The organism is Rhizobium sp. PDO1-076 (assembly GCF_000247475.1).
Lineage (GTDB): Bacteria > Pseudomonadota > Alphaproteobacteria > Rhizobiales > Rhizobiaceae > Allorhizobium.
On sequence record NZ_AHZC01000088.1, the window covers coordinates 1 to 23,951 of the forward strand.

Consider the following 23,951-nt stretch of genomic DNA (forward strand, 5'->3'; position numbering starts at 1 on the left):
ATCGCGCAGGACTTCCGGCAGGCGGTAGTAGGGAACCGTTGCTCGACAGGTGATGCACATGATGCACGCCGATATAGCCCGTCAGCCAGCGCAGGCCCCAGGGCAGATCATAATGCGAGGCGCCATGCAGGGCCGCATGCTGGAACTGCCAAGCCGGAGGGTTCGACCAATGGGTGTCTTCGAACTGGTGCTGGACGTAGAACAGCCAGATACCCGCGGCTCCCGCCATCAGCACGATCGGCAGATGCACGGCGAGGAAGGGACCCAGACCGACGGCCCAGATGAGGATCGCGGCAAGCACCACCATGCCGACATTGGTGGCCATGGTCGAAATCCAGGGCAGCGCGCCCGAGCGCATCATGCCGAATGGCAGACGCTGCTTGAGCAGGAAGACCCAGGCCGGGCCGATGCCGAACAGAACCAGCGGATGACGATAGAGGCGATAGAGAAGACGGCCGCGGGCCGGCAGCGCCTTGTATTCGGCAACGGTCAGCGTGGTGATGTCACCGATACCGCGTTCATCGAGATTGCCGGCCGAAGCATGGTGCTCGGCATGGGCGCGGCGCCAGTAGTCGTAAGGCGTCAGCGTGAAGACGCCGAGAATGCGGCCGGTCCAGTCATCAAACCGGCGGCGGGCGAAAAACGCGCCGTGGCCGCAATCGTGCTGGATGATGAACAGGCGCAGCAGGAAGGCTGCGGCCGGGATGGTCAGGAGCAGGCCCGCCCAGTAGCCGTAGTGCAGAAGCGCCCAGCTGGCGACCCAGAGCAGGACGAAGGCAAGGCAGGTGACGGCCAGCTCGAACGTGCTGCGCTTGAGATTCGGCTGGCGGTATGCGTTGATGATCTTCAGCCACGCCTTGGCGTCGCGGCTGTCGTCAACATCTGGCGTTTCGACGGAGAATTCCAGAGCCGCACTCATGAGCGGCCTCCGATCTCGTGGCTCGCAACAGGCGCACAGGCGGCGGCAGGCGCCGGCTTGGCTGCAGGAGGCGCAAAGTCGACACGCGAATTATCGGCAGAATACATCGTCATAGTGCTTTCAGATCGTCCCGAAACAAGTGCCCCCGGACGGTCACCAGCGCGGGGATAAGCTCCCCTAGCCTTTTTTGACGGTAAAAGAAACCAATTCCGCTTGCGCAATTAGACGCAGCCGGGGAAATCGGAGGCGGTGCGGGCTGCGGCCAACCGATGAACCACGGTCAGAAACCGGTGGCGCGCCGCCGCGCCACCCGCCTTGATCGCCTCAGTTGACCAACTCAGTTGACCGGCTTGACGGTCGCGAGGATCTTGCCGACTTCCGGCATGTTCCGGTCTTCGGTCTCCACCGAGGCCCAATAGGTGACGATGGCGATCTTTTCCGCCGACAGGCCGATGATGCCGACGCCAATCGAGACCGGACCGTCCTTGTCCTTGCCCGACCAGTCGATGGCCTCGAACGGCATGCCGTTCAAGGTATCCTTGCTGTCCTTCTGGGTTGCCGGATCCGGCTCGACACCGTTTTCGGACAGAAAGTCGAAGACCTGCGTCATCACTTTATCCATGTCGCTGTCGCCGGCGATATCGAAGGAGATGTAGGTGCCACCATCATCGGATGTGGCTTCGACGCCGTATTCGGTTTCCGACGGCTGCCAGCTGTCGGGAATACTGACGGTCGCCACCGGCGCGTCGGAGGGGAAGGAAAACTCGCCCGCGAGGGACGTGGCGGCGGAGATCAGCAGCATGGCTGTCGCGGCAAGAAATTTCTGCATCGGATATGGCCTGTTGATAGCGTTTTATGGATGTGCACACCCGGATCGACCGGGCGATCTCGGCGTTGCGCGCAGCTTCCTGTAGCAGGTGGCTGTCAGAATCGTTGTACTGTTTCTGCGGAAGACGGCGTGCGGATGCGCAATTGTGGTGACAGGCCAAACAACCAGGGATCGGTGGCAGATGCATCACCTCGCCGGGCCGCAGGGCAGAAAGAATCCGGCGGCGCTCAAACGGTATTTCCTATGAAAACAGGCCGTTCGCCGGGATTTATCCCTGTATGATGCATGCTGGCGCAGGGCCGTTGGGCCTTTTTTCTTGTGTTTGACAGCTGGCAGTCTATATTGCGCCCATCGAAGATTGCTAGTGACCTTTGTCTACGCGCCAGCGGCGCACGCCAGATTTCCTCTCAAGATCGATAGGCCGGTCGAATATCTCTCCGGTTAGTCCAACGATTGAAAGGAAATCGTTATGAGCACAGGTACCGTTAAGTGGTTCAACAGCACCAAGGGCTTCGGCTTCATCCAGCCTGACGAAGGTTCTGCCGACGTTTTCGTTCATATCTCTGCCGTCGAACGTTCGGGCATGCGCGAGCTGACCGAAGGCCAGAAGGTCGAGTACGAAATCGTCAAGGACAAGCGCACGGGCAAGAGCTCTGCCGACAACCTTCGCGCCGCTTGATTTTGTCGCTCGCCCTGTCGACCACGGAATTTCCGAAACGGTCGGCTGAGTGACAGGAAGAGGTCGGGTTTTCCCGGCCTTTTTATTGTTTTCGGCCGAAAGGCCATTTTCAGCGATTTCGGCACTTTTCCGGGATCTTTCGAGGGGAATGGCGCATCTGCCGTTCATCCCCATATTCCGTCCATTCAAACTCGCGGGCTCTCAGGCCCGGAAAGGAAGCGAATTTGCAAGTCCTCGTCCGAGATAACAATGTCGACCAAGCCCTGCGCGTTCTCAAGAAGAAGATGCAGCGCGAAGGCCTGTTCCGTGAAATGAAGACCCGCAGCGCTTATGAGAAGCCTTCGGAAAAGCGCACGCGCGAAAAGGCTGAAGCCATTCGTCGCCAGCGCAAGCTACAGCGCAAGAAGCTGCAGCGCGAAGGCCTGCTGCCGGCGCCGAAGAAGGTTCTGCGTCCCGCCCGCTAAAGGGCCATGGGTTCGGGCGCGCACCTCTGGCGCGCCCGCCGCTGCCTGTCTCCCAGGTCGGCATCCACTCAAGAAGCAACCCATCCCGAATGACGACCTATACCGTGGAGGCCGAAAACATGACGGCCCATACCGTGGAGGAAGGACGGATATGACAGCGACCAAGGACAAATTCTTCAAGCCCGAGAAAATCGCCGCCCAGGACAAGGCGACGACCACCGACAGCGCCGCGCGCGCGATCATCGAGCAGGAAGTCAAGCAACGCGACCGCAAGACCGAAGCGCTTCGGGCGCTTCGCATGCAGCGTGAAGCCGAGCAGGCCGTCGCACCGCCGGCACCGAAAAAAACCCGCGCGCCGCGCAAGGTTGCCGTCACCAAAGCATAATGCCGACCGGCCCATTTGCGGTCCTGCCGTCGGGCTGCGCCTTTCGCATCGGGCGCGTTTTTCCAGATATCCGACCGTGTTCGATCCCGCCGACAGTTGCGTCTCGCCTGTCGGGCAAGCAAGTGTTTGCTCCTTGCCGGTGTCCCCCTCGTCCGAATGTTGCGCCTTGCCTCTCATGAGGCTGCCTGCGCGGCTGCCCCTCATCCGGCTGCCGCCACCTTCTCCCCGCAGGCGGGGAGAAGGACGGGTTTGGCCGGCGCTTCACAAACGTCTCCGTCCTCTCTCCCCGCCTGCGGGGAGAGGGTCAGGGTGAGGGGCTGGCCCGAGGAGAGCGGCAAGCGGCAAGGCAAGCAGCAAACGGCAAGGGCCGGCGCCAGCAGCCAGGCTGTGCGCAGACGGCCAGGCCCGGCAAAAGCCGTTAGCGCTTGGGCGCGACCAAGGCGAAATAGGCACCCTGGGGGTCGATGGCCTGGATGATCCAGGCGGGACCGGGGACTTCCATCGGTTCCTGGATCACCGTGCCACCGGCTTTCGTCACCCGCGCGACAGCCGTGTCGATCGCGTCGACATTGACGTAGTAGCCCCAGCAGGGGAGCGGCACCTCGGCAGGTTTGGTCATCATGCCGCCAATCACTTGGTCGTCCTTGCGGAACAGCTGGTATACGCCCATTGGCCCCATGTCGACGGCGGTATCCTTTTGCCAGCCGAAGATTCCCGAATAGAAATCGAAGGCTTCCGTGCCGTTGCGCGCCATCAGTTCGCGCCAGCCGAAGGTGCCGGGCGTATCGGGGGCCGGCTCGGGCGGCACACCACCGGCCGGAATGATCGGCGTCATCACGGCAAGGACTGCACCCTGCGGATCGGCAAGCACGGCGAAGCGGCCGACACCATGGATGTCGATCGGGCCATGGACCACCTTGCCGCCATCGCTGACGAAGTGATCCGCAACCCGGTCGACATTGTCGACGGCAACATATCCGGTCCAGTTCGAGGGAATGCCGCGGGCCTTTACCTCATCGGTCAGCGGCAGCATGCCGGCCACACCCATTTCGGAACCGGCAATCGACAGGATCGTGTAGTTCATGTCCGGCATGCCGCTGTCCTTGGCGGTCCAGCCGGCAACCTCGCCATAAAATTTTGCCGCCCCAGCGGTGTCGCTGGTCATCAGTTCATACCAGATAAACTTGCCGTGCATGCTGTGCATGGTGTTCTCCCTGTGGGCCGCTTCAGGCGCGGCGCTTGCTTTCGCTGGTCATGAAAACGTGGAAACTGCCATCCGGCTTGCGGACGCTGCCGGAGAACGACCGGTGATCGTCATCATGGAAATGTATGACATCGCGGTAGACCTCCGTCCTTGACGGGTCTTCGAACGACGGCCCCTCCGCCTCCAGCACGAGCGTTTGACCTTCGTCCTCGACCCAGCCCTTGTAGACCCAGAGCTTGTCCATCATAGACCCGATCCAGGTTCCAACATAGTGCCCGAGACGGGGATCATAGCCAAGTGTCATGATCATCGAAGATCGGCTGCCATCTCCCATGCCACCCTCGCCTTCCGAGATCACCCAAAGGCCGCCGATCGAACGAACGGTCTCCGTCCAGACCTTGTCCGGATCATTGGCGTCATAGTCCTTGTGACCGGTGGAACTGGTATAGATCCAGTCGCCAAGGAGCCTGTCGAGAAAGCGATGTTCTTCACGCGGCTTTGCAAATTCCATGATGAATTCCTCCCATTGCGGAAAATGCATCACCGATGAAATGCGTTCATCGGCAATGCACTTTGCGTTTGCGGTTGATGCCGTTCGAGATGCAGATCCAGGCTTGCAGCCTTGCCAGCAAGCGTCAGTGGCAACTGGCGGCGGCCACCGGCTTCTGTTCGTATTCGTCCTTGCGCTTGACGAAACTCAGCGTCGAGGTCTCGTTGCGGCCGAGCGGAGCAGCGTCGAGCATCATCAGCGCGCCGAGCCCTTCTTCGCCACCCCGGGCATATTGCGAATAGGTGTGGAAGATCTCGCCTTTTTCGTTGCGATAGAAGCTCGACAGACCGGGCAGCTCATCATGGGCATCTTCGTGCGGTGTTTCGCGGAAATTGTAGAAGACGCTGCCGGATTCCAGCTGTTCGGGCGTGAACGAGACGTGGAAGTCGAAATTGAAATCGCTGCCGAAGGACGAGACCCAGGGAAACTGCCAGTTCATCCGGCGCTTGTAGGCCTCGATCTTGTCGAGCGGCGCACGCGAGACGCAGACGAATGTGACGTCGTGATTGTTGAGATGCGGCAACATGCCATCGATGTGATCGGCAAAGAACGAGCAGCCGGGGCAGCCGGCATCCCAGTCCGGACCGAACATGAAATGATAGATCTCAAGCTGGCTGCGTCCGTCGAACAGGTCGGCAAGGCTTCTTGGGCCGGCCGGCGTGTCGAAGACATAGTCCTTGTCGACCCTGACCCAGGGCAGAGCGAGACGCTCGGCATTCACCTTGTCACGCAGGCGGGTCATCTGCTTTTCACTCGCCAGCAGCGCCTTGCGGGCGTCCAGCCACTCCTCACGCGATACGACAGAATGTTCCATTTCCTCGTCCTCCTCTTGACTTTTACGTTGATATCAACATAAATAGCATATGTCAAATCCCACGCCGATTCCCTATTCGACCACCATCCATATCCGTGACTCGTGCCTGTGCCTGCATGCGCAACGCGCTGCGCGCGCGCTGGCCCGCCGCTTCGACACGGCGCTGAAGGCCCTTGGCCTGACCAACCAGCAATTTTCCCTGATGATGGCGCTGAACCGGCCGGAACCGCCGCCGATGGGGCCTGTCGCCAGACTGCTGGCCATGGACCGCACGACGCTGACGGCGGCGCTCAAACCACTGGAGCGACGCGGCTGGATCACGGTGGAACCCGACCCGAAGGACAAACGCGGGCGGCGGCTGAGACTGACGCCGGACGGCACCGCCGTGCTTTCCGCCGCCGTGCCGATCTGGCGTGCGGTGCATGCCGATATCGAGGCGGAACTGACCGTGGATTCAGATGTGCTGCGCCAGGGCATGCTGGAGGTCAGCGTCTAGGCGGCGCTGTTCACGCAGCCTAAATGGTAGCAGCCCGCAACCTCCCTCGATTCAGAAGCAGGAAGATCGACAGGAGAATCACGCCGATGTATATCGGCCGGATCATTGTCGTGAGAAATATTGATGAACGTATTGGGGACCGTATTTATCGCCGCACTCTCCAGCATAGTCACAGTGCTTGCATTTGAAGCGGCCCAAACGAGGCGCGAAAACAAGGTCTCCAGCAGCTGGATGCCGGTAGGTACTCTGCTACTCGTTTCACGCTCCACTTCTTGCCCGACCGGCTGGAATAGTCGAGCATCGGTCTTGGCAAATCTCGACTACGAAACCAGCGACGATTTTTCCCTTCAGGATTTTGACTACGTGGTTAGCACAGAGAACCCACAGATTGTTCGCTTGCGAACCTGCCAAAAAGCCGACTGAGGTGCAGCTGCCGGATCTACTAGCAGTGCTTATGTAGATCAGATCCTTAGCGGGCGGTGGATCTTACCCCCAATTTCCATCTCGGTCGTCGATCAGATCTGACAGTGAAAACCCGAACCTGCGGGCCGGCATGTCGCAAAGCGCGGAAACCGTGGTTGCAGAGATGCGAATCCGCCACCGCTGGCGCTCGACCGGTTCGCTCGAGGCAAAGACCTTGGGTGACAGAAGGGCGAGACTGCGACCAGTGGCCTTTACTGATGGTAGGCGAAAGAGCGGCGACGGATAGACGATCGCTTCGACACCAGCCTCGCGAGCGTCATCAGCTAAGGACTGGCAGGCAGCGTCACCTGCAACCTCGCCCTCTTCGAACCTCTCGGCGCCAAGATCTATCGCTCGCATGGTCGAGACCGGAACGGCGAAAGCGATGAAATCGCCGGGCATCGTGGACGATGCCGTTGCCGGAGCCTCGGCGAAGAGCTTGAGACGCTGGATCACCATGTCGGCGAGCGCCGCCTCGACGGTTTCGGCACCGTAGAAAATGCCAAGCGTGCGCCCTGCCCTGCGGAACCGTGAACCGCCGGGATCGGGGGCGCCGTAGCGGAATGGCGCCGACAGCAGCGGGTCGAGCCCGGCACATTCGCGCGGCAGGGCCGGTTTCGTCTCTTCCAGCAGGCGTTCGAGCAAAGCCTGCTCCTCAATCGTGTCGACCAGTTTCATCACCGATGCCTGATGCTGGATCTCGGCCATGCGCCAGATGGTGCCGCTGAACGGCTGCGGTTCAAACGAGGGCACGACGGGCATCGAGATAGGCAAGCACATCGACAAGGCCTGCGACCGTGGACATGCGTTCAGCCGGAATGCCGCCCAACACGCTGTTGCCATTCTTCAGCCAGGCGCGGGCGACCAGCTCATCGCCGCCGGTGACGGCATCGAGCGCGCGGAACAGTCGGATCAGCAGAAGTCCGAGCTCGAAGGGCTTGGTGCCGCGTTCGAGGCGGAATTCGAGCCGTTTCATCCGTGACAGCGAGGCTTCGGAAAGACCAAGGATGACGGAAAGCTGGCGGGCGGACAGGCCAAGTCGCTCGGCGGCGGCAATGACCGCCCTGGTCACCGTCACGGCTTCCAACATGCCGTCTTCCGGCGCGTCACTTGTCTCGAACAGCATGGGGCATCCTTTCCTCGGGAAAGGGTATAGGCGCTTTCTTTCTGGCGGCAAGAGGGCTGCCCAAAATGCAAAAAAGGCCGGCGGGGGCCGGCCTTCTGGCATTGATGACAGACGTTGGTAACAGGCGGTGGATCGACGGCGATGAACCGGCCGGAGGTAGCCGGTTCATCGGCCAGCCTGCACGCCCCTGGCGGCAGAGGCGGCAAAGGCCCGTGTCAGCGGACGGAGACCGGCACTTCGGTCGAGGTGCGCATGGCATGGCTGTAGGGGCAGACGATGTGGGCGGCAGCGACCAGCTTTTCCGCCAGCTCGCGCTCGACGCCGGGGATCTCGACCGAGATCTTCACATCGATTTCGAAGCCGCCGCCATCGGCGCGCGGGCCGATGCCGACATCGGTATAGACCTTGGTCTCTTCCGAAAGCTTCAGCTTTTCCTTGGAGGCGACGAATTTCAATGCGCCGAGGAAGCAGGCGGAATAGCCGGCGGCAAACAGCTGTTCGGGATTGGTGCCGGTGGCGCCGTCGCCGCCCAGTTCCTTCGGGGTGGTCAGCGCGACGTCAAGGACGCCATTGTCGCTGACGGCGTGGCCGGTACGGCCACCGGTGGCGGAAGCATGTGCGGTGTAGAGAATAGCCATGATGTAGGTCCTTATCTTGTATTGCGATGATCTCTATATATTGCACAATTTATTTGTGCGCAATTCTTTTTTGCGCATTGCATAAAAATAATCTTTCCGACAGAGTCGGAAACAGATCCGCATCCTAGGAGGTTCGATCAAGCCATGGACGACGAAACACTGGAAAAAGAGCTGACGCTCGACAAGCAACTTTGCTTTGCGCTGTACGGCGCAGCGCATGCGTTCACCCGCGCCTACAAGCCTCTGCTGGCGCCGCTGGGCCTGACCTATCCGCAGTATCTGGTGATGATGGCGCTATGGGAAAATGACGACGTGCCGGTGAAGGCGCTCGGCGAAAAGGTCGGCCTCGATTCCGGCACGCTGTCACCCCTGCTGAAGCGCCTGGAACAGGCCGGCCATGTCGCGCGCCGCCGCGATGCCACCGACGAGCGGCAGGTGTATATCACGCTCACCGACACCGGCCGGGCGCTGAAGAAACAGGCCGTCGGCGTGTTCCGTGCGATCGGCGAGCAGACCGGCTGTTCGCTTGATGAGGTCGTCACCCTGCGCGACAGCCTCAAGCGGCTGCAGGCGCAATTGGGGGATGAAGGGTAAGGGTTGGACCGGGTTGGAAACAGCCCCTCCCCCTGAACATCTTACTGCCAGACCTGGACCTTGGCCTTGTTGGGCACGCGTTCGTAGAGGTCGATGATGTCCTGGTTCATCAGGCGCACGCAGCCCGACGAGACGGCCTTGCCGATCGAGTTCCATTCCGGCGAGCCGTGCAGGCGGTAGAGCGTGTCTTCGCCATTCTGGAAGATGTAGAGGGCGCGGGCGCCGAGGGGGTTTTTCAGGCCGGGCGGCATGCCGCCATTGGCGATGGAATATTTGACCAGTTCGGGCTGGCGCGCGACCATTTCGTCGGGCGGGGTCCATTTCGGCCATTTCTGCCGCCACTGGATGACGCCGGTGCCCTGCCAGGCAAAACCCTCGCGGCCGATGCCGACGCCGTAGCGCATGGCGGTGCCGCCGGGCTCGACCAGATAGAGGAAGCGGTTGGGCGTATCGACGACGATCGATCCGGCGGGCTGGCCGGTCGGGTCGATGACCTGCTGGCGATAGAAGCGCTCGGGGATATTCCAGTACGGCACAGCCGGGATGACATAGCCGCCATCGAAGATTTCGCCATACATGGCATCGAGTTCCGGCGAGCGGCCGGTGGGCGCTGCCGGGATCATCGGGCGCTCGACGGGACCGTCAAGGCGCAGGCTCGGCGAGATCGGGCGGGAAGAGGCGCAACTGGCGAGCAGGCTCGCGGCGCCAAGACCTGTCAGCGACAGAAGAGAGCGTCGGGTCAGGTTATTCGAAGATGACATTGAGATAATGATTTCCTGTAGAAATGCAGCGAGACACCGTTAGACGTCTCAGCCAGCGCTTTGTTCCGCCCCAGGGCGATGCAAACAGGAAAGCAGCCACAAAGGCAACCGCGCAGCCCTTTCAACTTTGCGAGAGGGGCATTCGCGGTCCGCGCCTGTCTCTAAATGACAACAATCGGCGTCTTGTTGGGCATGCGGTCGAAGAGATCGATCACGTCCTGGTTGAACATGCGCACGCAGCCGGACGAGGTCGCCTTGCCGACGGACTGCCAGTCGGGCGTGCCGTGGACGCGGTACAGGGTGTCCTTGCCGTCCTGATAAATATAGAGGGCGCGGGCGCCGAGTGGGTTCTTCAGGCCGGCGACCATGCCGCCTTCGGAGGCCGAAACAGGCTTCAGGTTGGGCTGGCGGGCGACCATCTCGTCGGATGGCGTCCAGTGCGGCCACTTGGCCTTGCGCTCGATCACGCCCCTGCCCGACCATGCAAAACCATCGCGACCGAGGCCGACACCGTAGCGCACGGCCTTGCCGTTTTCCTGGACGAAGTAGAGATAATGCGCCTTGGTATCGACGACGATGGTACCGGGAACCTCGGCGGTCTGGTAGTCGACCTCCTGGCGCAGCATGTCGCGGTTGACCCGGTCGAGCGGAATGGCCGGCAGCGTGTGATCATTGTCGCGGATCACGCCATACATCGTGCGGTGCAGCGGATTGGTGACCGGCAGGCCATAGGTCTGGTGGAACTGGGTCTGATACAGCTCGCGGCGCTGCGGCACCGGCTGGGTGGCGGCCGGCGGGGTGCGGGCCGGATCATGCCAGACGGGCGCAACCTCATCCTGGAAGACGTCGATGTTCATACGGCTGGTATCGGTGACCAGGATGCAGCTCGACAGCAGCGACAGCGTCAGGCCGGTCGCGGCAAGACCGACGACACGGGTGAGCATGGGCTGGCGCTGGGACATGCCGGAGAAGAAGACCTTAGATACCATTTTCCACCGATTCAGACTGAGCTCGACGGCGGCACCATGGCAGTCGCGGCTGGCGCGAGGCTGGTGCTTTGCACCACCGCGCGCCAGATGATTGGCCAGATCGGGTCAGGAATTGCGCATGGCTTTCATGGCGTTGAGGCAATCGGGCTCAAGGTCTTTCTCATGGGTGACGAGGCACTGGAGAACGCGCCCCTCGCCGCGCTGGACCGAGGCGCAGAACCTGCCGATATCAGGCCGGCAGGCCTTGCCGGCCGCAATGATCCGGGCGCGTGTTTCCGGCGAAACCTTCACGCCCTCCTGTGCCGCGACACTGCCGGTCAACGCGGCCAGGCAGACAAGCGCAGCGATCATTCGTTTCATCATGGTCTATTCCTTCTCTGTGTCGTCAGTCAGGGGCAATGGATCGGACGCGGCTCCCGCCGCCCGGATCCGGCGCTATCGGGAAACGCTGCCTTGGACCGTGGCGGAACCGCCGTTCGAACCGGTATAGGTCTTGCTGCGGCTGCAGCTCTGGCTGGCAGAATTGCAGGTGGCCGACGACGTGGCGGAGAGGCTGTTGCCTCGGGGGCCGGTGCGCGTGGCACTGCGGCTGCAACTGCCGCCGGCGCAGGAGCCCGATGCGCTGAGCGGTGGAGACGCTGCGGTTGCGGCTCCAGGCAGAGGCTTCGGAAACCATGGCAAGGGAGGCGATGGCGGCGATCAGGAGAGCGGTCTTTTTCATCTCGGATTCCTCGTGGCGTATCTGTTGCGACAGCGGCGCATCGGCTGTCGACGAGCACAGACTGGACCCTGCATTTGTCCGGCCGATAAACCGAATGTAGCGTTTTGTATCAAAGGCCCGCGCACGCTTGATTTCGCTGGGCTTGCCGATCATCCTCGCGGCATGACGACACCAGACATTTCCATCCTGATGGTCGATGACGACCCCGATATCCGCGACCTCGTCGGCCGGCTTCTCGAACGCGAGGGCTACCGCATGCGGCTGGCCGAAAGCGGCAGTGCGATGGATGCCGAACTGCAGAAGGGCAGCCCCGACCTGATCATCCTCGACCTGATGATGCCGGGCGAAGACGGGCTTTCGATCTGCCGCAGGCTGCGCGCCGGCTCGGCCGTGCCGATCCTGATGCTGACGGCCAAGAGCGATGAGACCGACCGGGTGGTCGGGCTGGAACTGGGCGCCGACGACTATCTGTCCAAGCCGTTCGGGCCGCGCGAGCTTCTGGCACGGGTGCGGGCGCTGCTGCGACGCAGCGGCATGAACCAGGCGACACAGCAACCGGCCCTGCGCCGCTATGCCTTCGACCGCTTCGTCATCGACATAGACGCGCGGGTGATGATTTTCGAGGACGAACCGGCGGCGCTGACCAGCGCCGAATTCGACCTCCTGACCTGTTTCGTGCTGCGGCCGAGGCGGGTTCTATCGCGTGACCAGATTCTCGACTGGACGCATGGGCGCAATTGCGACCCGCTGGACCGCACCGTCGACATTCTGGTGTCGCGACTGAGGAAGAAGCTCGACAACCTCAGCCCCGGCAGCGGCCTGATCAGCACGGTGCGCAACGGCGGCTATCTGCTGACCGCCGACGTCAGGCAGGTCAATTGATGGCACGGCTTGGCCTCACGGCCCGCATGCTGGCGATCGGCGCGACCTGTCTGATCGCGATGTGGATCATCATCCTGGCCGGCTACTACCGGGCAAACGGCACCGCCACCTCGCCGCATCCGAGCCCCGGCCAACTCGCAGCCCTGGCCGACCTGCTGTCGCGCACGCCGTCTGTCGATCGGCCGCAGGTGCTTGCGGCGGCACAATCGCCGACGCTTGATCTGACCTTGCAAAGCGCGGAGACGGCGAAACCGGTGGTGCGTTCCGATCCCGGCCAACCGCCAGCGTTGACGGGGTTGGCCGAATTCGCAGACTACAGGACGGCGCTGGGAGCCCGGCTTCTGTCGATCGCAAGCCCCGAGGCCGGCGCGCGCATCGTGCCGGCCTTCCGGCGCAGCAGTGGCCAGGGCCTGCCGCTCGAATTCCGCATCCAGCTTGCCGATGCCAGCGTGCTGGTCGTCGAAAGCCGACCGCCTTTCGCCACGACCGTGATCGGACTGCCGGTCGGCATGGGCGCCGGACTGGTCGGCACGCTGATTGCGCTGCTGACGCTGATCCTGGTGCAGCTCGAAATCCGGCCGCTGCTGAAGCTCGCCCAGGCAGCCGACCGGTTCGATCCGTCCGGGCCGCCGATCCCCCTGCCCCGCACAACCGGCCGCACCCCGGATGTCGCCGTGCTGATCCGCGCCTTCGGTCGACTGCAGGATCGGTTGCAGATCCTGATGCGGACCCGGCTGGCGCTGATTTCCGGCGTGCAGCACGACGTGCGCTCGTTTGCGACGCGACTGAGGCTGAGGGTCGAGGCAATTCCTGAGGCGCACGAGCGCGACCGGGCGATCAAGGATATCGACGACATGATCCGGCTGCTCGACGACGCGCTTCTCAGCGCGCGGGCGGGCAGCGGCGCGCTCGACGAGGAACTGATCGACCTTGGCGCCATGCTACGGGCAGATATTGCCGACATGAGCCGCAACGGAGGCCGCGACGGGGGCCGCAACGGCATGGCCGTCGACCTCGACCCCGGATCGCCGGCCGGCGAAGTGCTGGTGCTCGGCGACCGGCTGGCGCTCCGCCGCATCCTGTCGAACCTGATCGACAATGCGATCAAATATGGCAGGGTCGCGCATGTCGGGCTTGAGGTCTCGGGTCGGGATGCGGTGATCACAGTTCGCGACGAAGGTCCCGGCATCGCGGCCGAACTGCGCCACACATTGCTGGAACCGTTCATTCGCGGCGAGCCGTCGCGGGCGCGCCAGACCGGCGGCGCGGGGCTCGGCCTGGCCATCGTGCGCACGCTGGTCGAGGCCCATGCCGGGCGGATCGACATCGATACGGCACCCTCGGGGGGCGCCGAGGTCAGGGTCGCGCTGCCGCTGTTTTACGGCTAGACGGCAGCGGATGCGGATGCGGGCGAAAGCACTTTCGCCGGCAACGTGGGGATTGCCCAGATCGCGCTAGGCGTCCCTGCCCCTTGCCACCGGCAGGCGGACATTGGGCAGCATCAGGGCGGCGATCAGGCCGAGCGCCATCATGCCGGATGCGGTGAGAAACAGCGGCAGGAAGGCATCGGAATAGGCGTTGGCGACGGTGGTCTGGACCGTATGCGGCAGGGTTGACAGCATCTGCGGCGTCAGGTTGCGGAAATCGCCGCCGTCCGGTAGGGCGATCTGGACATGGGCAAGCCCGGCGCTGATGATCGCGCCGTAGATCGAGATGGCGATCGCGGCGCCGCCCATGCGGGTCAGTGTTACCGTGCCGGTCGCTGCGCCGACATCGGCGCCCGCGGCGGCATTCTGCACGCCGATCACCGGCACCTGTTGGCCGATGCCGACGCCGATGCCCTGCAGCAGCATGACAAGGCCGAGCAGTATGATCGGAGTTCCGGCATGCATCTGGCTGAAGATCGCGAGGCTGACGATGCCGGTCGCGGTCGAGGCGATGGCAAAGGGCTTGTAGCGGCCGGTCTTCGAGATGATGCGGCCGGCCGACAGCGAGCCGAGCGCGATGCCGCCGGTGGTGGCGATGAACAGCAGGCCGGCCATCGACGGCGACAGGCCGGTGGTGGTCTGCAGGAAGAGCGCGATATAGTTGACCGAGCCGATGCCGATGGCGCCGGAGACCAGCGAGATACAGAGCAGCAGGTTGACCGTGCGGCTGGAAAACAGTGACAGCGGCACGACCGGTTCGGGCACCCGGCGCTCGACGAAGACCCAGCCGATCAGGCACAGCACGCCGAAGGCGACGACACCGAGGCTTTCCCAGGCGATCAGCGAGCCGAAGATCTGGCCGCTATCGGCCCAGAGCACGACGCTGGCGACCGCGCCGGCGAGCAGCAGCGCACCGGCATAGTCGATTTTCGGGCGACGATGCGGCTTGCGATACGGCAGCAACCATACCAGGCCGGCGAGCACCAGGATGCCGATCGGCAGGTTGACCAGGAAGATCGAGCGCCAGCCGAACAAGTCCGACAGCGTGCCGCCGAGGACCGGGCCAAGCGCGCCCGACGCCATCAGCACCAGGCTGGAATAGCTCTGGTAGCGGGCGCGTTCGCGCGGCTCGAACAGATCGGCATTGATGGCGAAGATCGACACCATGATGCCGCCGCCGCCAAGCGCCTGCAGCACGCGGGCGGCGATCAGCGTGTTCATCGAGACGGCCAGACCACAGACGAGCGAGCCAAGGGTGAAAATCGTCACGGCGGCGATGATGACGTATTTGCGGCCGAAGAGGTCACCGAGCTTGCCATAAAGCGGCATGACAGCGCTGGTGGTCAGCAGATAGGCGGAGCCGACCCAGCCGAAACGCTCCAGTTCGCCAAACTCGCCAACGATGGTCGGCAGCGCCGTCGAGACGATCTGGTTGTCGAGCGTGGCCATGAACATGGCGGCGAGCAGCAGCAGATAGACAATGAGGCGCAGCTTGGGGTCGGTTACCAGTGGCGGAAGGCTTGCTGGTGCGGACAACTCGGGCGACGGGGAGGACGATGGGGAGGTAACGGAAACGCGTTCAGCCGCGGCAGTGGATACGGAATTGTCCATGGATCGGGGGCTCCTGTTGACGTCAGGATGAGCCACGGGAAATTATATGTCAACAGCATATAAATGCGAAGATCATGCATTTTGATTTTACAGCGACAAAGAACCTGCTATTCAGATGGTCATGACAGACAGGCACGATCCGGCAAACACGCGGCCCAAGGCCAGCGGCAGCGCAACACATGATGATGCCGATCCGGCCCTTGCCGGGATCGGCCGGGCAATGACGCGCATGCGGCTTTTGATCGGCCGGCGCTTTGTCGGCCGCATGGCGCTGAAGCGGATCGGCACCGGGCTGGAGCTGTCCGATATCGATGCGATCGGCGTGATCAAGCGCGTGGCGCCGCATCAGGAAGTGACGGTTGGCGCGATTGCCGAGCAGATGCGGATCGATCCGTCGCGGGGCAGCCGGATCGTGGCCGACCTGGTCCGGCAGGGCCTGCTGGAACGGGCCGCCTCGCAGGAGGACGGACGGCGCAGCATCGTGCGCATGACGGCGGCCGGCAAACAGGTGCTGGAGCAGATCGAGGAGATCAAGCAGGAGCTGATCGTCGAGGCCACGGCCGGATGGCCGCAGGAGGATATCGTCAAGTTTGCGGCGCTCTACGACCGGTTCACGGTCGGACTGGAAGCGCAGCTCGACCAGTTCGAGCAGGGCGAATAAGGCGACCGCCGACAGTGGTGCGGACGCTGGAAACAATCCGGCCGGCATCCCCTCCCCCGAGAGAATGCCGGCCGGCCGACGCGGGACACTCCACGATGCTCGCCGTTGCCTCGCCCAAAGCTGACGACGTTTTGTGCGATCCGCGCGCCGAAGGCAAAATCAGATGGCTTTCGGACCCTGAAGCGCTCTGTAGATCTTGCGCCCGAGCAAGATCGAGACCGGCAGCGCGACAAGACAGCCGCCCAAGAAGGCGCCGGCGATGTGCCAACCCTGGACCATGTCCAGCGAGAGCACGGTGATCACCGCAGCGCCGCCGAGCGCGCTTGCGACGAGGATGTAAAGGACTGCAGTCAGACCCAGCATGTTCGACCCCCAGGCGTTGTTTGCTTGATGCAGACAATAGGGTCCGGGCACGCGATGGCCTTGATCTGGCGCAAATCGTTGTCCCCATTCGACCAGACCAAAGTCGTAGTCCCGCCCGCCTCGAACCGGCAGACCGCGGCGTGGCGCAATTGACGGGCGGGATTCACCATGAATCGGGGGGAACCGGGTGCATGGCTTGCTGTCGGCCGATGCTTCGGCCAGATTTGGACCCATCCGGCAAAGGTGGCCGGAAGCCGATCCATCCTGCTCCGAACGGGTCTACTGCCCCGGAAACGAACATGCCGACCAGACGCAGCATCCTCTCCGGCCTCGGCGGCCTTGTTGTAACCGGGGCGACCGGGGGCTTTTCCGCGGCGTGCGGCGGCTTGGCAGCGGCGCAGTCGCTCAGCCATGTCGAGCTGCGGGGCGGGTTGGATGCGGCCGATGCCGGGATCATGCCGGGCGCCGACGACGACCAAAGCCGCAAGCTGCAGGCGCTGCTCAATGCTGCTGCAAAGGCCGGGCAACCGGTCTTCCTGCCGGCCGGCACCTACGAGGTGTCCAATCTCGATCTGCCGGAGGGGACGCGCCTGTCCGGCGTGCCCGGCGCGACGCGACTTTCCTATCGCGGCGACGGCCATCTGATCGCGGTCCGCGACGTGCGCCATATCAGCCTGTCCGGCATCACCTTCGACGGCGCCAATCGCTGGCTTGCCGATTATACGGAAGGGCTCCTCGCCTTTCGCGGCGTCGAAGAGGTGCTGATCGACAATTGCGCCATCGCCGGCAGCCGCAAATACGGCGTGCAGATGGAGCGCTGCGGTGGGCGCATTGCGGCAAGCCGGATCACCGGGGCGGCGAAGGCAGCGATCTGGTCGGTCGAAGGCCGCGCGATGAGCATCCGCGACAACGAGATCAGCGACTGCGGCAATGGCGGCATCCTGGTGCATCGCTGGACCAAGGGCGCCGACAACAGCATGATCACCGGCAACCGGATCAGCAGGATCGCCGCCACCGATGGCGGCACCGGCCAGCATGGCAATGGCATCAACCTGTTTCGCGCCGATGGCGTGATGATCGAGGGCAACCATGTTTCGGACTGCGCCTTTTCCGCCATCCGGGCGAACTCGGCCTCCAATGTCATCATCAGCGGCAACCAGGCTTTGCGTTCGGGCGAAACGGCGATCTATGCCGAGTTTTCCTTCGAGGGCGCGCTGATTGCCGGCAATCTGATCGATGGCGCCGCCAATGGTATTTCGGTGGTCAATTTCGACCAGGGCGGCCGGCTGGCAACGGTTAGTGGCAATATCGTCCGCAACATCACCGCCAAGGGGCCGTATGTGCATGACGGCGCGGGCTTCGGTTATGGCATCGCGGTGGAAGCGGAGACAACGGTGACCGGCAACGTCGTCGAGACTGCCGCCAAGGCCGGGCTGATGCTTGGCTGGGGGCCTTACCTGCGCAATGTCGTCGTTTCCGACAACATCATCCGCAAGGCACCGGTCGGCATCATGATCAGCGTCGTCGAGGGAACCGGCAGCGTCGTGGTCAGCCACAACCTGGTGGCCGAAACGCCGACGGGTGCTGTCCTCGGCTATCGATGGGCCAACAAGGCCACGCAGGAGCTGGTCGACGGTTCACAGGCGTTTGACACGCTTGTCGTTGAAGGCAACCGGCGCGGCTGAAACCTGTGGCCATCAGGATCACTGGAGAACATGGTCAAGGCAAGCCGGGCGCTGACGGCACGGCATAGCACGGCACGGTTCCACTCCGGGCAATTTCATCAAGTGTTAGCGATAGACTTAAAATTCCAATCACTAATATTAGAGGCCGTGCAAAATCGTAACCCCTGTTTAAGTCTTGCGCTGCTTTAGTCTTCAGACACCTCGTTCCAGTGAAGTCGAAGATGCTGCCGCTACAGCTACAGAACACCATTCTCGAGATGATTGCCACGGGCCTGCCGGTGTCGGAGACCGTGGATTTTCTCTGTCGGGAAGCGGAAAAGACGGCGCCCGACATCATCTGCTCGGTGCTGCTGCTGGATGACGACGACCGGGTGCACCATCTCGCCGGGCCATCCCTGCCGAAGGCCTATGCCGCCGCGATCGACGGCGTCCAGATCGGACCCGGCATCGGATCATGCGGCACCGCGGCCTATACGGGCAAGCCGGTGCTGGTCGAAGACATCGAGACCCATCCCTACTGGCAGGACTTCAAGCAGCTTGCCCTCGTGCATGGCATGCTGGCCTGCTGGTCGACGCCGATGCTGGTATCGGGCCAGGTGGTCGGCACCTTCGCCTTCTATTACACGACCCGGCGCGAGCCATCACCGCTCGAGCGGGAACTGGTCGATGCCTGCGTGCATCTGTGCGCCATCGCCATTGAGCGCGACCGGCGCATTGCCGAACGGCGGAGGCTGGCCGAGACAGACACCCTGACGCAATTGCCGAACCGGGCGCGGTTCAACGATGTGATCCGGATCCAGGCAGACAGCGGACGGCCTTGGGGGCTGCTGCTCACCGATGTCGACAACCTCAAGATGGTCAACGATACATTCGGCCATCAGGCCGGCGACGACCTGATCAGCACCGTGGCTGAGCGGCTGGCGAACCGTGCCGAACCGGGCATGACCTTTCGGCTTGGCGGCGACGAATTTGCCGTCATCATTTCCTGCCTTGAGGACCAGGATCCGGGCACGCTCGCAGCCGAACTGCTGGCCGCGGCCAAGGCCCCCTGCGAATGCGGCGGGCATCTGCTCTATCCGTCGATCACCATCGGTGGCGCGCGGGCGGAAGCCGGCGAGAACCCCGCCCCCGTGCGTCAGAACGCCGACTATGCGCTCTATCATGCCAAGGAACGCAACCGCGGCCGCTATATCGAATATGTGCCGGGCCTGGGCACTGCCATCGTCAAGCGTTTCCGTGCCATTCACGACGTCGGCGAAGCACTGCGCGACGACCGCATCGATGCCTATTACCAGCCGCTGGTCGAGCTCTCGACAGGCCGGCTGACGGGGCTTGAGGCGCTGTGCCGGATGCGCATGAGCAATGGCGAGGTGATCGCCGCCGGCCATTTCCAGGAAGCGATGAAGGATGCGCATGTCGCCATCGAACTGACCGACCGGATGCTGGAGAAAATTGCCGTCGATTGCCGTCGCTGGATGGATGCCGGGCTGAGTTTCGGCCGCATCGGCATCAATCTGACAGCCGCAGACTTCTATCGCGGTGGCCTCACCGCACGGATCGTCAAGGCCTTCGAACGGGTCGATGTGCCGCTGCTCAAGATCGTCGCCGAAGTGACGGAATCGGTCTATCTTGGACAGCGCGACCAGATCGTCGCCGACGAGATCCGCGCCATGCGCGCAGCAGGGCTGATGGTGGCGCTCGATGACTTCGGCACAGGCTTTGCCTCGCTGACGCATCTGCTGACCGTGCCGGTCGATATCATCAAGATCGACAAATGTTTCGTCCAGAGGATGGTCCTGGATCGGGCCGGCGGCGTGATCATCAAGGGCCTCCTCGACATCGCCCACGGGCTGGACATCCTCGTCGTCGCCGAAGGCATCGAGGACGCGGAACAGGCCGCCAGGCTGACCGCCATGGGCTGCAGGTGCGGCCAGGGATATCTCTACGCCAAGGCGCTCGACCCCGACGCCACGTTGAGATTGCTGCGCGACGGCCGGGGCTACATCACCGCCGACCACGCACTGCTGGCCGAGGCCGCCATCGCTTGCTGAGGGAGCGAGGGCTCAGGCCGGCGATTGTCCTCTGGCATGCGAATGTGGAGGCCGGTGCTGGCCTGCACAAGCACCGGATCACCCCACCCCGGACCTTCGGGTCCGGCCCTCCCCCTCAACGGGAGGCTGTTCAATCTTCTGTGCCATCAGCGAATTTCATGGCCGGATCAATGCGACATGGCTTTTCTCCGCCGCGGCCAGCGGCTAGCGTCGCCATCCGCAACCAGGAGATATCCATGCTGAAGATCTACGGCGTCTACAAATCGCGCGCGACGCGCATTCTCTGGCTGGCCGAGGAGCTCAGGCTCTCGTTCGAACTCGTGCCAGTGCTGCAAGCCTACAAACTTGCCGACCCGATGGCGCCCGATGCGCGGCTCAACACCCGCTCGCCGGAATTCCTGAAGGTCAATCCGATGGGCAGCATTCCGACGATCGACGACGACGGGCTCGTGCTGAACGAATCGCTGGCACAGACGCTTTATCTGGCCAAGAAGCATGGCGGGCCGCTGGCGCCGAAGGACATCGCCGAAGAGGCGCTGATGCAGCAATGGACGCTGTTTGGCGCGACCTCGATCGAAACCGAAGCGCTGAAGATTTCCCAGTGCAACAATGAAGGACGGCTTTCAACCGAGGCCGGCCAGTCCGAGGCCAAGGTGGTGGCGCGCATCCTGGCGCGGCCGTTCGGTGTGCTGGAAAAGCATTTTGCCGCGCATGATTATGCCGTCGGCGACCGTTTCACCGTGGCCGACATCAATCTGGGCGAGATCGTGCGCTATGCACAGGCCTACCAGCCTCTGTTCGACGCGCATCCGAAGACCGGCGCATGGCTGAAGCGCATCCAAGACCGCCCCGGCTTCAAGGCGATGTGGCAGAAGCGAGACGACGAGAAGTAACGAGGGCGCGCCCTGCCTGTTGACGACAAAGCTGCGCAGTGAGCTGCCGCCCCTCAACGGGCAGTATCACGTCAAGCCGGATCGGCCGACTTATTCGGCTGTCCAACCTTGGTACCATTGGCGCGGCTGGCGGCAATATCATCCGCTATCGAGATTGCGATCATCACCCCACCCCGGACCTCTGCCCCGAACTTGTGATCCGACCCTCCCCTTCAAGGGGAGGGTCGACGTCAAGTTATGCGACGCCCGGCACGTCTTCCAGCCTGTACCAGACAGGAATGCCGCGTTCGGTGGCGATGCGCACGTCGTTGTCGGCCCCCTTCGATGCGCCGGGAAGGCGCAGGACGCCGTCGCATAGCTGGAGAAGACGGTGGGCGACGGGGTGGAAGATTTCCTCGTAGAGATCGTCGCCGATTGTCTTGCCGCCGGCTGAATGCCAGACCGGCAGGGCGACCCATTCACCGATCATCGGCACATGGCCAGCCTTGAACAGAGCATGCGATGGTGCCTCGAGCACCTGCAGATTGGCCGCCATCTTCACCGGGTCGTCACCGGTGCCCGAGCGATACGGCCCGGCAATCAAAATCAACATCGTCATCTCCTTTGTCTCCCGCCTCATGCAGGAATTTGCACATTTCCGCATGACTCTACTGGATTGTCGACTCATTTTTGTTATTATCGTGCATATTCGCGAACAAACAGGAGAGACCATGCTGACCGAGCAGAGACGCCAGATGATCCTCGATATCCTGAAGCGCGAGGGGCGCGCGCTGGCAGGCCAGTTGGCGCGCGACTGGAATGTCTCGGAAGACACGATCCGGCGCGACATGCGGGACATGGCGGCGGACGGGCTGTTGAAGCGCGTGCATGGCGGGGCGCTGCCGATCGCGCCGGTGCTGCCGGATTTCAGCGCCCGGCAGGGTGTGGCAACCGAAGAGAAACAACGACTGGCGGCGGCAGCGATCCGGCTTTTGTCACCCGGGCAGATGGTCTTTCTCGATGGCGGCACGACGACGGCGGAAATCGCCCGGCAGATTCCGCGCGAGATGGCGCTGACCGTCGTTACCCATGCGCCGACGTTAGCTGCCGAATTCGAGCATCACCCGGCGGTCGAGGTGATCCTGATCGGTGGCCGACTTTACAAACATTCGATGGTCGCGGTGGGGGCCACGGCAATTGCCGCGATCGACCGCTTGCGGCCGGACGTCTTCTTTCTCGGCGTCACCGCCGCCCATCCGGTCGAGGGGCTGACGACCGGCGACTTCGAGGAAGCGGCGATCAAGCGGCGGATCCTCGAGCGCAGCACCGCCACCTATGTGCCGCTGACGGCGGCAAAGCTGGATACGGTGTCGCCGTGCCTGGTGGCGAAGGTGGACGAGATCACCGGGCTGATCGTTGCAACAGAGGATGAACCGGGCGGGCTCAGCGGCTACCAGGAGGCGGGTGTCGAGATTGTGGTGGCTTAGGTTCATAGAAATGCCCCCTCATCTGCGAAATCTAAGGTTTAGCCTGCGGCTAAGCCCTCGATTTCGCTTCTTCTCCCTCACGGGGAGAAGAAAGGCCGCCTACAAAGGCCGCCTACACCAGCAACAGGCGCGAGGCCCTAACTCTCCCCGGGAGGGAGAGGATAGAAAATCACGATCTTAGCGAATGCTAAATCGTAGATTTTCTTGGTGAGGGGGATATTGTTCCTGTGTTCCCACTCAGCCAAACATCGCATCGGTGACGCGCACCGTGCCGACCTCGATGCCGTTCCAATTTTTCATCGTGTGATTTGCCATCGCCTTCAGCGCCTGCTGCTCGGCGCTGTCCCTGTCGAAATGGCGGGCGAGAAGGGCGGCGATCATGGTTTCGGCGGCGCGGGTGGTGCCGTCCTCGCATTTGACCGCAAAGGACAGGCCCTTTTCCGGCAGGACGGCGCAAAACACACCTTCGGCGCCGGTCTTGGCAAAGATCCGGCCGGGTGCCACCTGCATGAGGCGGGTGCAGAAACGCCGTGTACCGGCGACATAGAAGGGCTCGGCCATGCAGGCGTCGATCAGGCGCCGTGCGGCACGGGCACGGATCGACTCAAGCCCCCGGCCGGTGGCCATCTTGGCAAAGCCAAAAGCAAGGCCTTTCAGCGAGACGGCATAGGTGGGGATCGAGCAGCCGTCTGTGCCGCAATTGTCGGGTCCAAGCGTTGCCCCGGTCAGGCTTTCCATAGTAGCACGGATCTGCTGCTGCAGCGGGTGATCATAGCCGGAATAGCCGGCCGGGTCGTCGCCTGCGTGGCAGCAGGCGCAGACGAAACCGGCATGTTTGCCCGAGCAATTGTTGTGTAGAGCGGTCGGCCTGTCGAGGCTGCGGGCCTGGTTGATCAGGGTTGCCTGGTCGAACGACCAATGGGCGCCGCATTCGAGCGTCTGCAGGTCGCGGCCGGCGGCCTTCAGCATGGCGGAAGCGGTCGCGACATGTTCCGCTTCGCCGGAATGCGACGAACAGGCGAGCGCCAGTTCGCGGTTGCCGAAGCCATAGGCATCGGCCGCACCGGTCTCGATCAGCGGCAGCGCCTGCATTGCCTTGCAGGCCGAACGGGGAAAGACGGCGGCATCGACATCGCCGGCGGAAAAGACCATGCGCCCGTCACCATCGACGACCACGGCCATGCCGCGATGGCGGCTCTCGACGAGTTGACCGCGCGTGACTTCGACCGTGATCGGATTGTTCATGTCTTGCCTCAAAATTCCCGAAATGTTTCTGGCTGA

The 23,951-nt window shown here is 62.9% G+C and carries 28 protein-coding genes and 1 pseudogene; 13 read left to right on the top strand and 16 right to left on the bottom strand.

Going from position 1 to position 23,951, the window contains the following annotated elements; translation table 11 throughout:
* Together PDO_RS06715 and PDO_RS06720 are read right to left on the bottom strand one after the other, a co-directional pair.
* Window positions 1-919 (bottom strand): annotated as a pseudogene (locus tag PDO_RS06715) (fatty acid desaturase); the annotation flags it as partial.
* Between the two features lie 337 nt (window positions 920-1,256).
* Window positions 1,257-1,748: a hypothetical protein gene (locus PDO_RS06720; protein WP_007599592.1), complete on the bottom strand. Its 492-nt coding sequence runs from the start codon at window positions 1,746-1,748 to the stop codon at window positions 1,257-1,259.
* Between the two features lie 469 nt (window positions 1,749-2,217).
* Here PDO_RS06720 and PDO_RS06725 point away from each other — a divergent pair, with 469 nt between their 5' ends.
* From PDO_RS06725 to PDO_RS06735, 3 genes are all read left to right on the top strand, one after another.
* On the top strand, window positions 2,218-2,427 hold the full coding sequence (locus tag PDO_RS06725) for a cold-shock protein (protein WP_007599595.1): 210 nt from the start codon (window positions 2,218-2,220) through the stop codon (window positions 2,425-2,427).
* A 224-nt stretch (window positions 2,428-2,651) separates the two neighbouring features.
* Window positions 2,652-2,891 carry a 30S ribosomal protein S21 gene (gene rpsU / locus PDO_RS06730; protein ID WP_007599597.1) on the top strand — a complete coding sequence of 80 codons (240 nt, stop codon included), beginning with the start codon at window positions 2,652-2,654 and terminating at the stop codon, window positions 2,889-2,891.
* Window positions 2,892-3,042: 151 nt separating this feature from the next.
* Window positions 3,043-3,276, top strand: a complete 234-nt coding sequence (locus tag PDO_RS06735) for a hypothetical protein (RefSeq protein ID WP_007599598.1) — start codon at window positions 3,043-3,045, stop codon at window positions 3,274-3,276.
* Between the two features lie 418 nt (window positions 3,277-3,694).
* Here PDO_RS06735 and PDO_RS06740 read toward each other — a convergent pair whose 3' ends face one another.
* From PDO_RS06740 to PDO_RS06750, 3 genes are all read right to left on the bottom strand, one after another.
* Complete coding sequence (locus PDO_RS06740; protein WP_007599600.1) at window positions 3,695-4,480, bottom strand: VOC family protein; 786 nt, start codon at window positions 4,478-4,480, stop codon at window positions 3,695-3,697.
* 22 nt (window positions 4,481-4,502) lie between these two features.
* A complete protein-coding gene (locus PDO_RS06745; RefSeq protein WP_007599603.1) occupies window positions 4,503-4,991 on the bottom strand; it encodes a DUF1579 domain-containing protein in 489 nt (162 codons plus the stop codon).
* Between the two features lie 124 nt (window positions 4,992-5,115).
* The gene (locus PDO_RS06750; RefSeq protein ID WP_007599605.1) at window positions 5,116-5,844 is read right to left on the bottom strand and encodes a DUF899 domain-containing protein; all 729 of its coding nucleotides are present in this window, start codon (window positions 5,842-5,844) and stop codon (window positions 5,116-5,118) included.
* 49 nt (window positions 5,845-5,893) lie between these two features.
* On the opposite strand from PDO_RS06750, the gene PDO_RS06755 reads away from it, so the two are divergent.
* Both PDO_RS06755 and PDO_RS06760 read left to right on the top strand, forming a co-directional pair.
* Window positions 5,894-6,340, top strand: coding sequence for a MarR family winged helix-turn-helix transcriptional regulator (locus tag PDO_RS06755; RefSeq protein WP_007599607.1), 447 nt, complete (start codon window positions 5,894-5,896; stop codon window positions 6,338-6,340).
* 123 nt (window positions 6,341-6,463) lie between these two features.
* A complete protein-coding gene (locus PDO_RS06760) occupies window positions 6,464-6,763 on the top strand; it encodes a hypothetical protein (RefSeq protein WP_007599608.1) in 300 nt (99 codons plus the stop codon).
* 63 nt (window positions 6,764-6,826) lie between these two features.
* On the opposite strand, the gene PDO_RS06765 is transcribed toward PDO_RS06760, so the two are convergent.
* From PDO_RS06765 to PDO_RS06775, 3 genes are all read right to left on the bottom strand, one after another.
* A complete protein-coding gene (locus tag PDO_RS06765) occupies window positions 6,827-7,564 on the bottom strand; it encodes an RES family NAD+ phosphorylase (protein WP_244426374.1) in 738 nt (245 codons plus the stop codon).
* Entirely contained in the window at window positions 7,542-7,928 is a 387-nt protein-coding gene (locus tag PDO_RS06770; protein WP_007599611.1) for an MbcA/ParS/Xre antitoxin family protein, read from the bottom strand. The genes PDO_RS06765 and PDO_RS06770 overlap by 23 nt, the downstream gene beginning before the upstream one ends.
* Window positions 7,929-8,143: 215 nt before the next feature.
* Window positions 8,144-8,566, bottom strand: coding sequence for an organic hydroperoxide resistance protein (locus tag PDO_RS06775; RefSeq protein ID WP_007599613.1), 423 nt, complete (start codon window positions 8,564-8,566; stop codon window positions 8,144-8,146).
* A gap of 144 nt (window positions 8,567-8,710) precedes the next feature.
* Between PDO_RS06775 and PDO_RS06780 the strand changes: the two genes are divergently transcribed.
* Window positions 8,711-9,160, top strand: coding sequence for a MarR family winged helix-turn-helix transcriptional regulator (locus PDO_RS06780; RefSeq protein WP_007599615.1), 450 nt, complete (start codon window positions 8,711-8,713; stop codon window positions 9,158-9,160).
* Window positions 9,161-9,201: 41 nt separating this feature from the next.
* Here PDO_RS06780 and PDO_RS06785 read toward each other — a convergent pair whose 3' ends face one another.
* The 4 genes from PDO_RS06785 to PDO_RS06800 all read right to left on the bottom strand — a co-directional run bounded on the left by PDO_RS06785 (window position 9,202) and on the right by PDO_RS06800 (window position 11,631).
* Complete coding sequence (locus PDO_RS06785) at window positions 9,202-9,921, bottom strand: L,D-transpeptidase (protein ID WP_007599618.1); 720 nt, start codon at window positions 9,919-9,921, stop codon at window positions 9,202-9,204.
* 161 nt (window positions 9,922-10,082) lie between these two features.
* Window positions 10,083-10,910, bottom strand: a complete 828-nt coding sequence (locus PDO_RS06790; RefSeq protein WP_007599620.1) for a L,D-transpeptidase — start codon at window positions 10,908-10,910, stop codon at window positions 10,083-10,085.
* 105 nt (window positions 10,911-11,015) lie between these two features.
* Window positions 11,016-11,273 (bottom strand): cysteine rich repeat-containing protein, encoded by a 258-nt coding sequence (locus tag PDO_RS06795; protein WP_007599622.1) that lies wholly within the window; start codon window positions 11,271-11,273, stop codon window positions 11,016-11,018.
* Between the two features lie 22 nt (window positions 11,274-11,295).
* Window positions 11,296-11,631 carry a hypothetical protein gene (locus tag PDO_RS06800; RefSeq protein WP_141649834.1) on the bottom strand — a complete coding sequence of 112 codons (336 nt, stop codon included), beginning with the start codon at window positions 11,629-11,631 and terminating at the stop codon, window positions 11,296-11,298.
* Between the two features lie 162 nt (window positions 11,632-11,793).
* On the opposite strand from PDO_RS06800, the gene PDO_RS06805 reads away from it, so the two are divergent.
* Entirely contained in the window at window positions 11,794-12,513 is a 720-nt protein-coding gene (locus PDO_RS06805; RefSeq protein WP_037072858.1) for a response regulator, read from the top strand.
* Entirely contained in the window at window positions 12,513-13,901 is a 1,389-nt protein-coding gene (locus PDO_RS06810; protein WP_007599626.1) for a sensor histidine kinase, read from the top strand. Before PDO_RS06805 ends, PDO_RS06810 begins: the two co-directional genes overlap by 1 nt.
* A 66-nt stretch (window positions 13,902-13,967) precedes the next feature.
* Here PDO_RS06810 and PDO_RS06815 read toward each other — a convergent pair whose 3' ends face one another.
* A complete protein-coding gene (locus PDO_RS06815) occupies window positions 13,968-15,551 on the bottom strand; it encodes an MDR family MFS transporter (protein ID WP_007599628.1) in 1,584 nt (527 codons plus the stop codon).
* A 121-nt stretch (window positions 15,552-15,672) separates the two neighbouring features.
* Between PDO_RS06815 and PDO_RS06820 the strand changes: the two genes are divergently transcribed.
* The gene (locus tag PDO_RS06820; RefSeq protein WP_052023403.1) at window positions 15,673-16,212 is read left to right on the top strand and encodes a MarR family winged helix-turn-helix transcriptional regulator; all 540 of its coding nucleotides are present in this window, start codon (window positions 15,673-15,675) and stop codon (window positions 16,210-16,212) included.
* Window positions 16,213-16,371: 159 nt separating this feature from the next.
* Here the strand turns inward: PDO_RS06820 and PDO_RS06825 are convergent, their stop codons facing one another.
* Complete coding sequence (locus tag PDO_RS06825; RefSeq protein WP_007599635.1) at window positions 16,372-16,575, bottom strand: hypothetical protein; 204 nt, start codon at window positions 16,573-16,575, stop codon at window positions 16,372-16,374.
* A gap of 299 nt (window positions 16,576-16,874) precedes the next feature.
* Here PDO_RS06825 and PDO_RS06830 point away from each other — a divergent pair, with 299 nt between their 5' ends.
* From PDO_RS06830 to PDO_RS06840, 3 genes are all read left to right on the top strand, one after another.
* Window positions 16,875-18,260 (top strand): TIGR03808 family TAT-translocated repetitive protein, encoded by a 1,386-nt coding sequence (locus PDO_RS06830; RefSeq protein WP_007599636.1) that lies wholly within the window; start codon window positions 16,875-16,877, stop codon window positions 18,258-18,260.
* Window positions 18,261-18,484: 224 nt separating this feature from the next.
* Window positions 18,485-20,311: an EAL domain-containing protein gene (locus PDO_RS06835; RefSeq protein ID WP_037072863.1), complete on the top strand. Its 1,827-nt coding sequence runs from the start codon at window positions 18,485-18,487 to the stop codon at window positions 20,309-20,311.
* Between the two features lie 236 nt (window positions 20,312-20,547).
* Window positions 20,548-21,204, top strand: a complete 657-nt coding sequence (locus tag PDO_RS06840; protein ID WP_007599639.1) for a glutathione S-transferase family protein — start codon at window positions 20,548-20,550, stop codon at window positions 21,202-21,204.
* A 235-nt stretch (window positions 21,205-21,439) separates the two neighbouring features.
* On the opposite strand, the gene PDO_RS06845 is transcribed toward PDO_RS06840, so the two are convergent.
* A complete protein-coding gene (locus tag PDO_RS06845; RefSeq protein WP_007599641.1) occupies window positions 21,440-21,796 on the bottom strand; it encodes a hypothetical protein in 357 nt (118 codons plus the stop codon).
* 118 nt (window positions 21,797-21,914) lie between these two features.
* Here PDO_RS06845 and PDO_RS06850 point away from each other — a divergent pair, with 118 nt between their 5' ends.
* Window positions 21,915-22,670, top strand: a complete 756-nt coding sequence (locus tag PDO_RS06850) for a DeoR/GlpR family DNA-binding transcription regulator (protein WP_007599643.1) — start codon at window positions 21,915-21,917, stop codon at window positions 22,668-22,670.
* Between the two features lie 237 nt (window positions 22,671-22,907).
* Here the strand turns inward: PDO_RS06850 and PDO_RS06855 are convergent, their stop codons facing one another.
* Complete coding sequence (locus PDO_RS06855) at window positions 22,908-23,915, bottom strand: asparaginase (protein WP_007599644.1); 1,008 nt, start codon at window positions 23,913-23,915, stop codon at window positions 22,908-22,910.
* Between the last annotated feature and the right edge of the window lie 36 nt (window positions 23,916-23,951).

Excerpts from the sequence above, each read along its gene's own strand:
- PDO_RS06765 (WP_244426374.1), bottom strand. The coding sequence starts at position 7,564 with ATGCCCGTCGTGCCCTCGTTTGAACCGCAGCCGTTCAGCGGCACCATC.
- PDO_RS06720 (WP_007599592.1), bottom strand. The coding sequence starts at position 1,748 with ATGCAGAAATTTCTTGCCGCGACAGCCATGCTGCTGATCTCCGCCGCC.
- PDO_RS06855 (WP_007599644.1), bottom strand. The coding sequence starts at position 23,915 with ATGAACAATCCGATCACGGTCGAAGTCACGCGCGGTCAACTCGTCGAG.
- PDO_RS06785 (WP_007599618.1), bottom strand. The coding sequence starts at position 9,921 with ATGTCATCTTCGAATAACCTGACCCGACGCTCTCTTCTGTCGCTGACA.
- PDO_RS06760 (WP_007599608.1), top strand. The coding sequence starts at position 6,464 with ATGAACGTATTGGGGACCGTATTTATCGCCGCACTCTCCAGCATAGTC.
- PDO_RS06790 (WP_007599620.1), bottom strand. The coding sequence starts at position 10,910 with ATGGTATCTAAGGTCTTCTTCTCCGGCATGTCCCAGCGCCAGCCCATG.
- PDO_RS06810 (WP_007599626.1), top strand. The coding sequence starts at position 12,513 with ATGGCACGGCTTGGCCTCACGGCCCGCATGCTGGCGATCGGCGCGACC.
- PDO_RS06830 (WP_007599636.1), top strand. The coding sequence starts at position 16,875 with ATGCCGACCAGACGCAGCATCCTCTCCGGCCTCGGCGGCCTTGTTGTA.
- PDO_RS06735 (WP_007599598.1), top strand. The coding sequence starts at position 3,043 with ATGACAGCGACCAAGGACAAATTCTTCAAGCCCGAGAAAATCGCCGCC.
- PDO_RS06755 (WP_007599607.1), top strand. The coding sequence starts at position 5,894 with ATGTCAAATCCCACGCCGATTCCCTATTCGACCACCATCCATATCCGT.
- PDO_RS06750 (WP_007599605.1), bottom strand. The coding sequence starts at position 5,844 with ATGGAACATTCTGTCGTATCGCGTGAGGAGTGGCTGGACGCCCGCAAG.
- PDO_RS06850 (WP_007599643.1), top strand. The coding sequence starts at position 21,915 with ATGCTGACCGAGCAGAGACGCCAGATGATCCTCGATATCCTGAAGCGC.
- PDO_RS06820 (WP_052023403.1), top strand. The coding sequence starts at position 15,673 with ATGACAGACAGGCACGATCCGGCAAACACGCGGCCCAAGGCCAGCGGC.
- PDO_RS06770 (WP_007599611.1), bottom strand. The coding sequence starts at position 7,928 with ATGCTGTTCGAGACAAGTGACGCGCCGGAAGACGGCATGTTGGAAGCC.
- PDO_RS06805 (WP_037072858.1), top strand. The coding sequence starts at position 11,794 with ATGACGACACCAGACATTTCCATCCTGATGGTCGATGACGACCCCGAT.
- PDO_RS06815 (WP_007599628.1), bottom strand. The coding sequence starts at position 15,551 with ATGGACAATTCCGTATCCACTGCCGCGGCTGAACGCGTTTCCGTTACC.
- PDO_RS06775 (WP_007599613.1), bottom strand. The coding sequence starts at position 8,566 with ATGGCTATTCTCTACACCGCACATGCTTCCGCCACCGGTGGCCGTACC.
- PDO_RS06840 (WP_007599639.1), top strand. The coding sequence starts at position 20,548 with ATGCTGAAGATCTACGGCGTCTACAAATCGCGCGCGACGCGCATTCTC.
- PDO_RS06780 (WP_007599615.1), top strand. The coding sequence starts at position 8,711 with ATGGACGACGAAACACTGGAAAAAGAGCTGACGCTCGACAAGCAACTT.
- PDO_RS06845 (WP_007599641.1), bottom strand. The coding sequence starts at position 21,796 with ATGTTGATTTTGATTGCCGGGCCGTATCGCTCGGGCACCGGTGACGAC.
- PDO_RS06740 (WP_007599600.1), bottom strand. The coding sequence starts at position 4,480 with ATGCACAGCATGCACGGCAAGTTTATCTGGTATGAACTGATGACCAGC.
- PDO_RS06795 (WP_007599622.1), bottom strand. The coding sequence starts at position 11,273 with ATGATGAAACGAATGATCGCTGCGCTTGTCTGCCTGGCCGCGTTGACC.
- PDO_RS06825 (WP_007599635.1), bottom strand. The coding sequence starts at position 16,575 with ATGCTGGGTCTGACTGCAGTCCTTTACATCCTCGTCGCAAGCGCGCTC.
- PDO_RS06800 (WP_141649834.1), bottom strand. The coding sequence starts at position 11,631 with ATGAAAAAGACCGCTCTCCTGATCGCCGCCATCGCCTCCCTTGCCATG.
- PDO_RS06725 (WP_007599595.1), top strand. The coding sequence starts at position 2,218 with ATGAGCACAGGTACCGTTAAGTGGTTCAACAGCACCAAGGGCTTCGGC.
- PDO_RS06745 (WP_007599603.1), bottom strand. The coding sequence starts at position 4,991 with ATGGAATTTGCAAAGCCGCGTGAAGAACATCGCTTTCTCGACAGGCTC.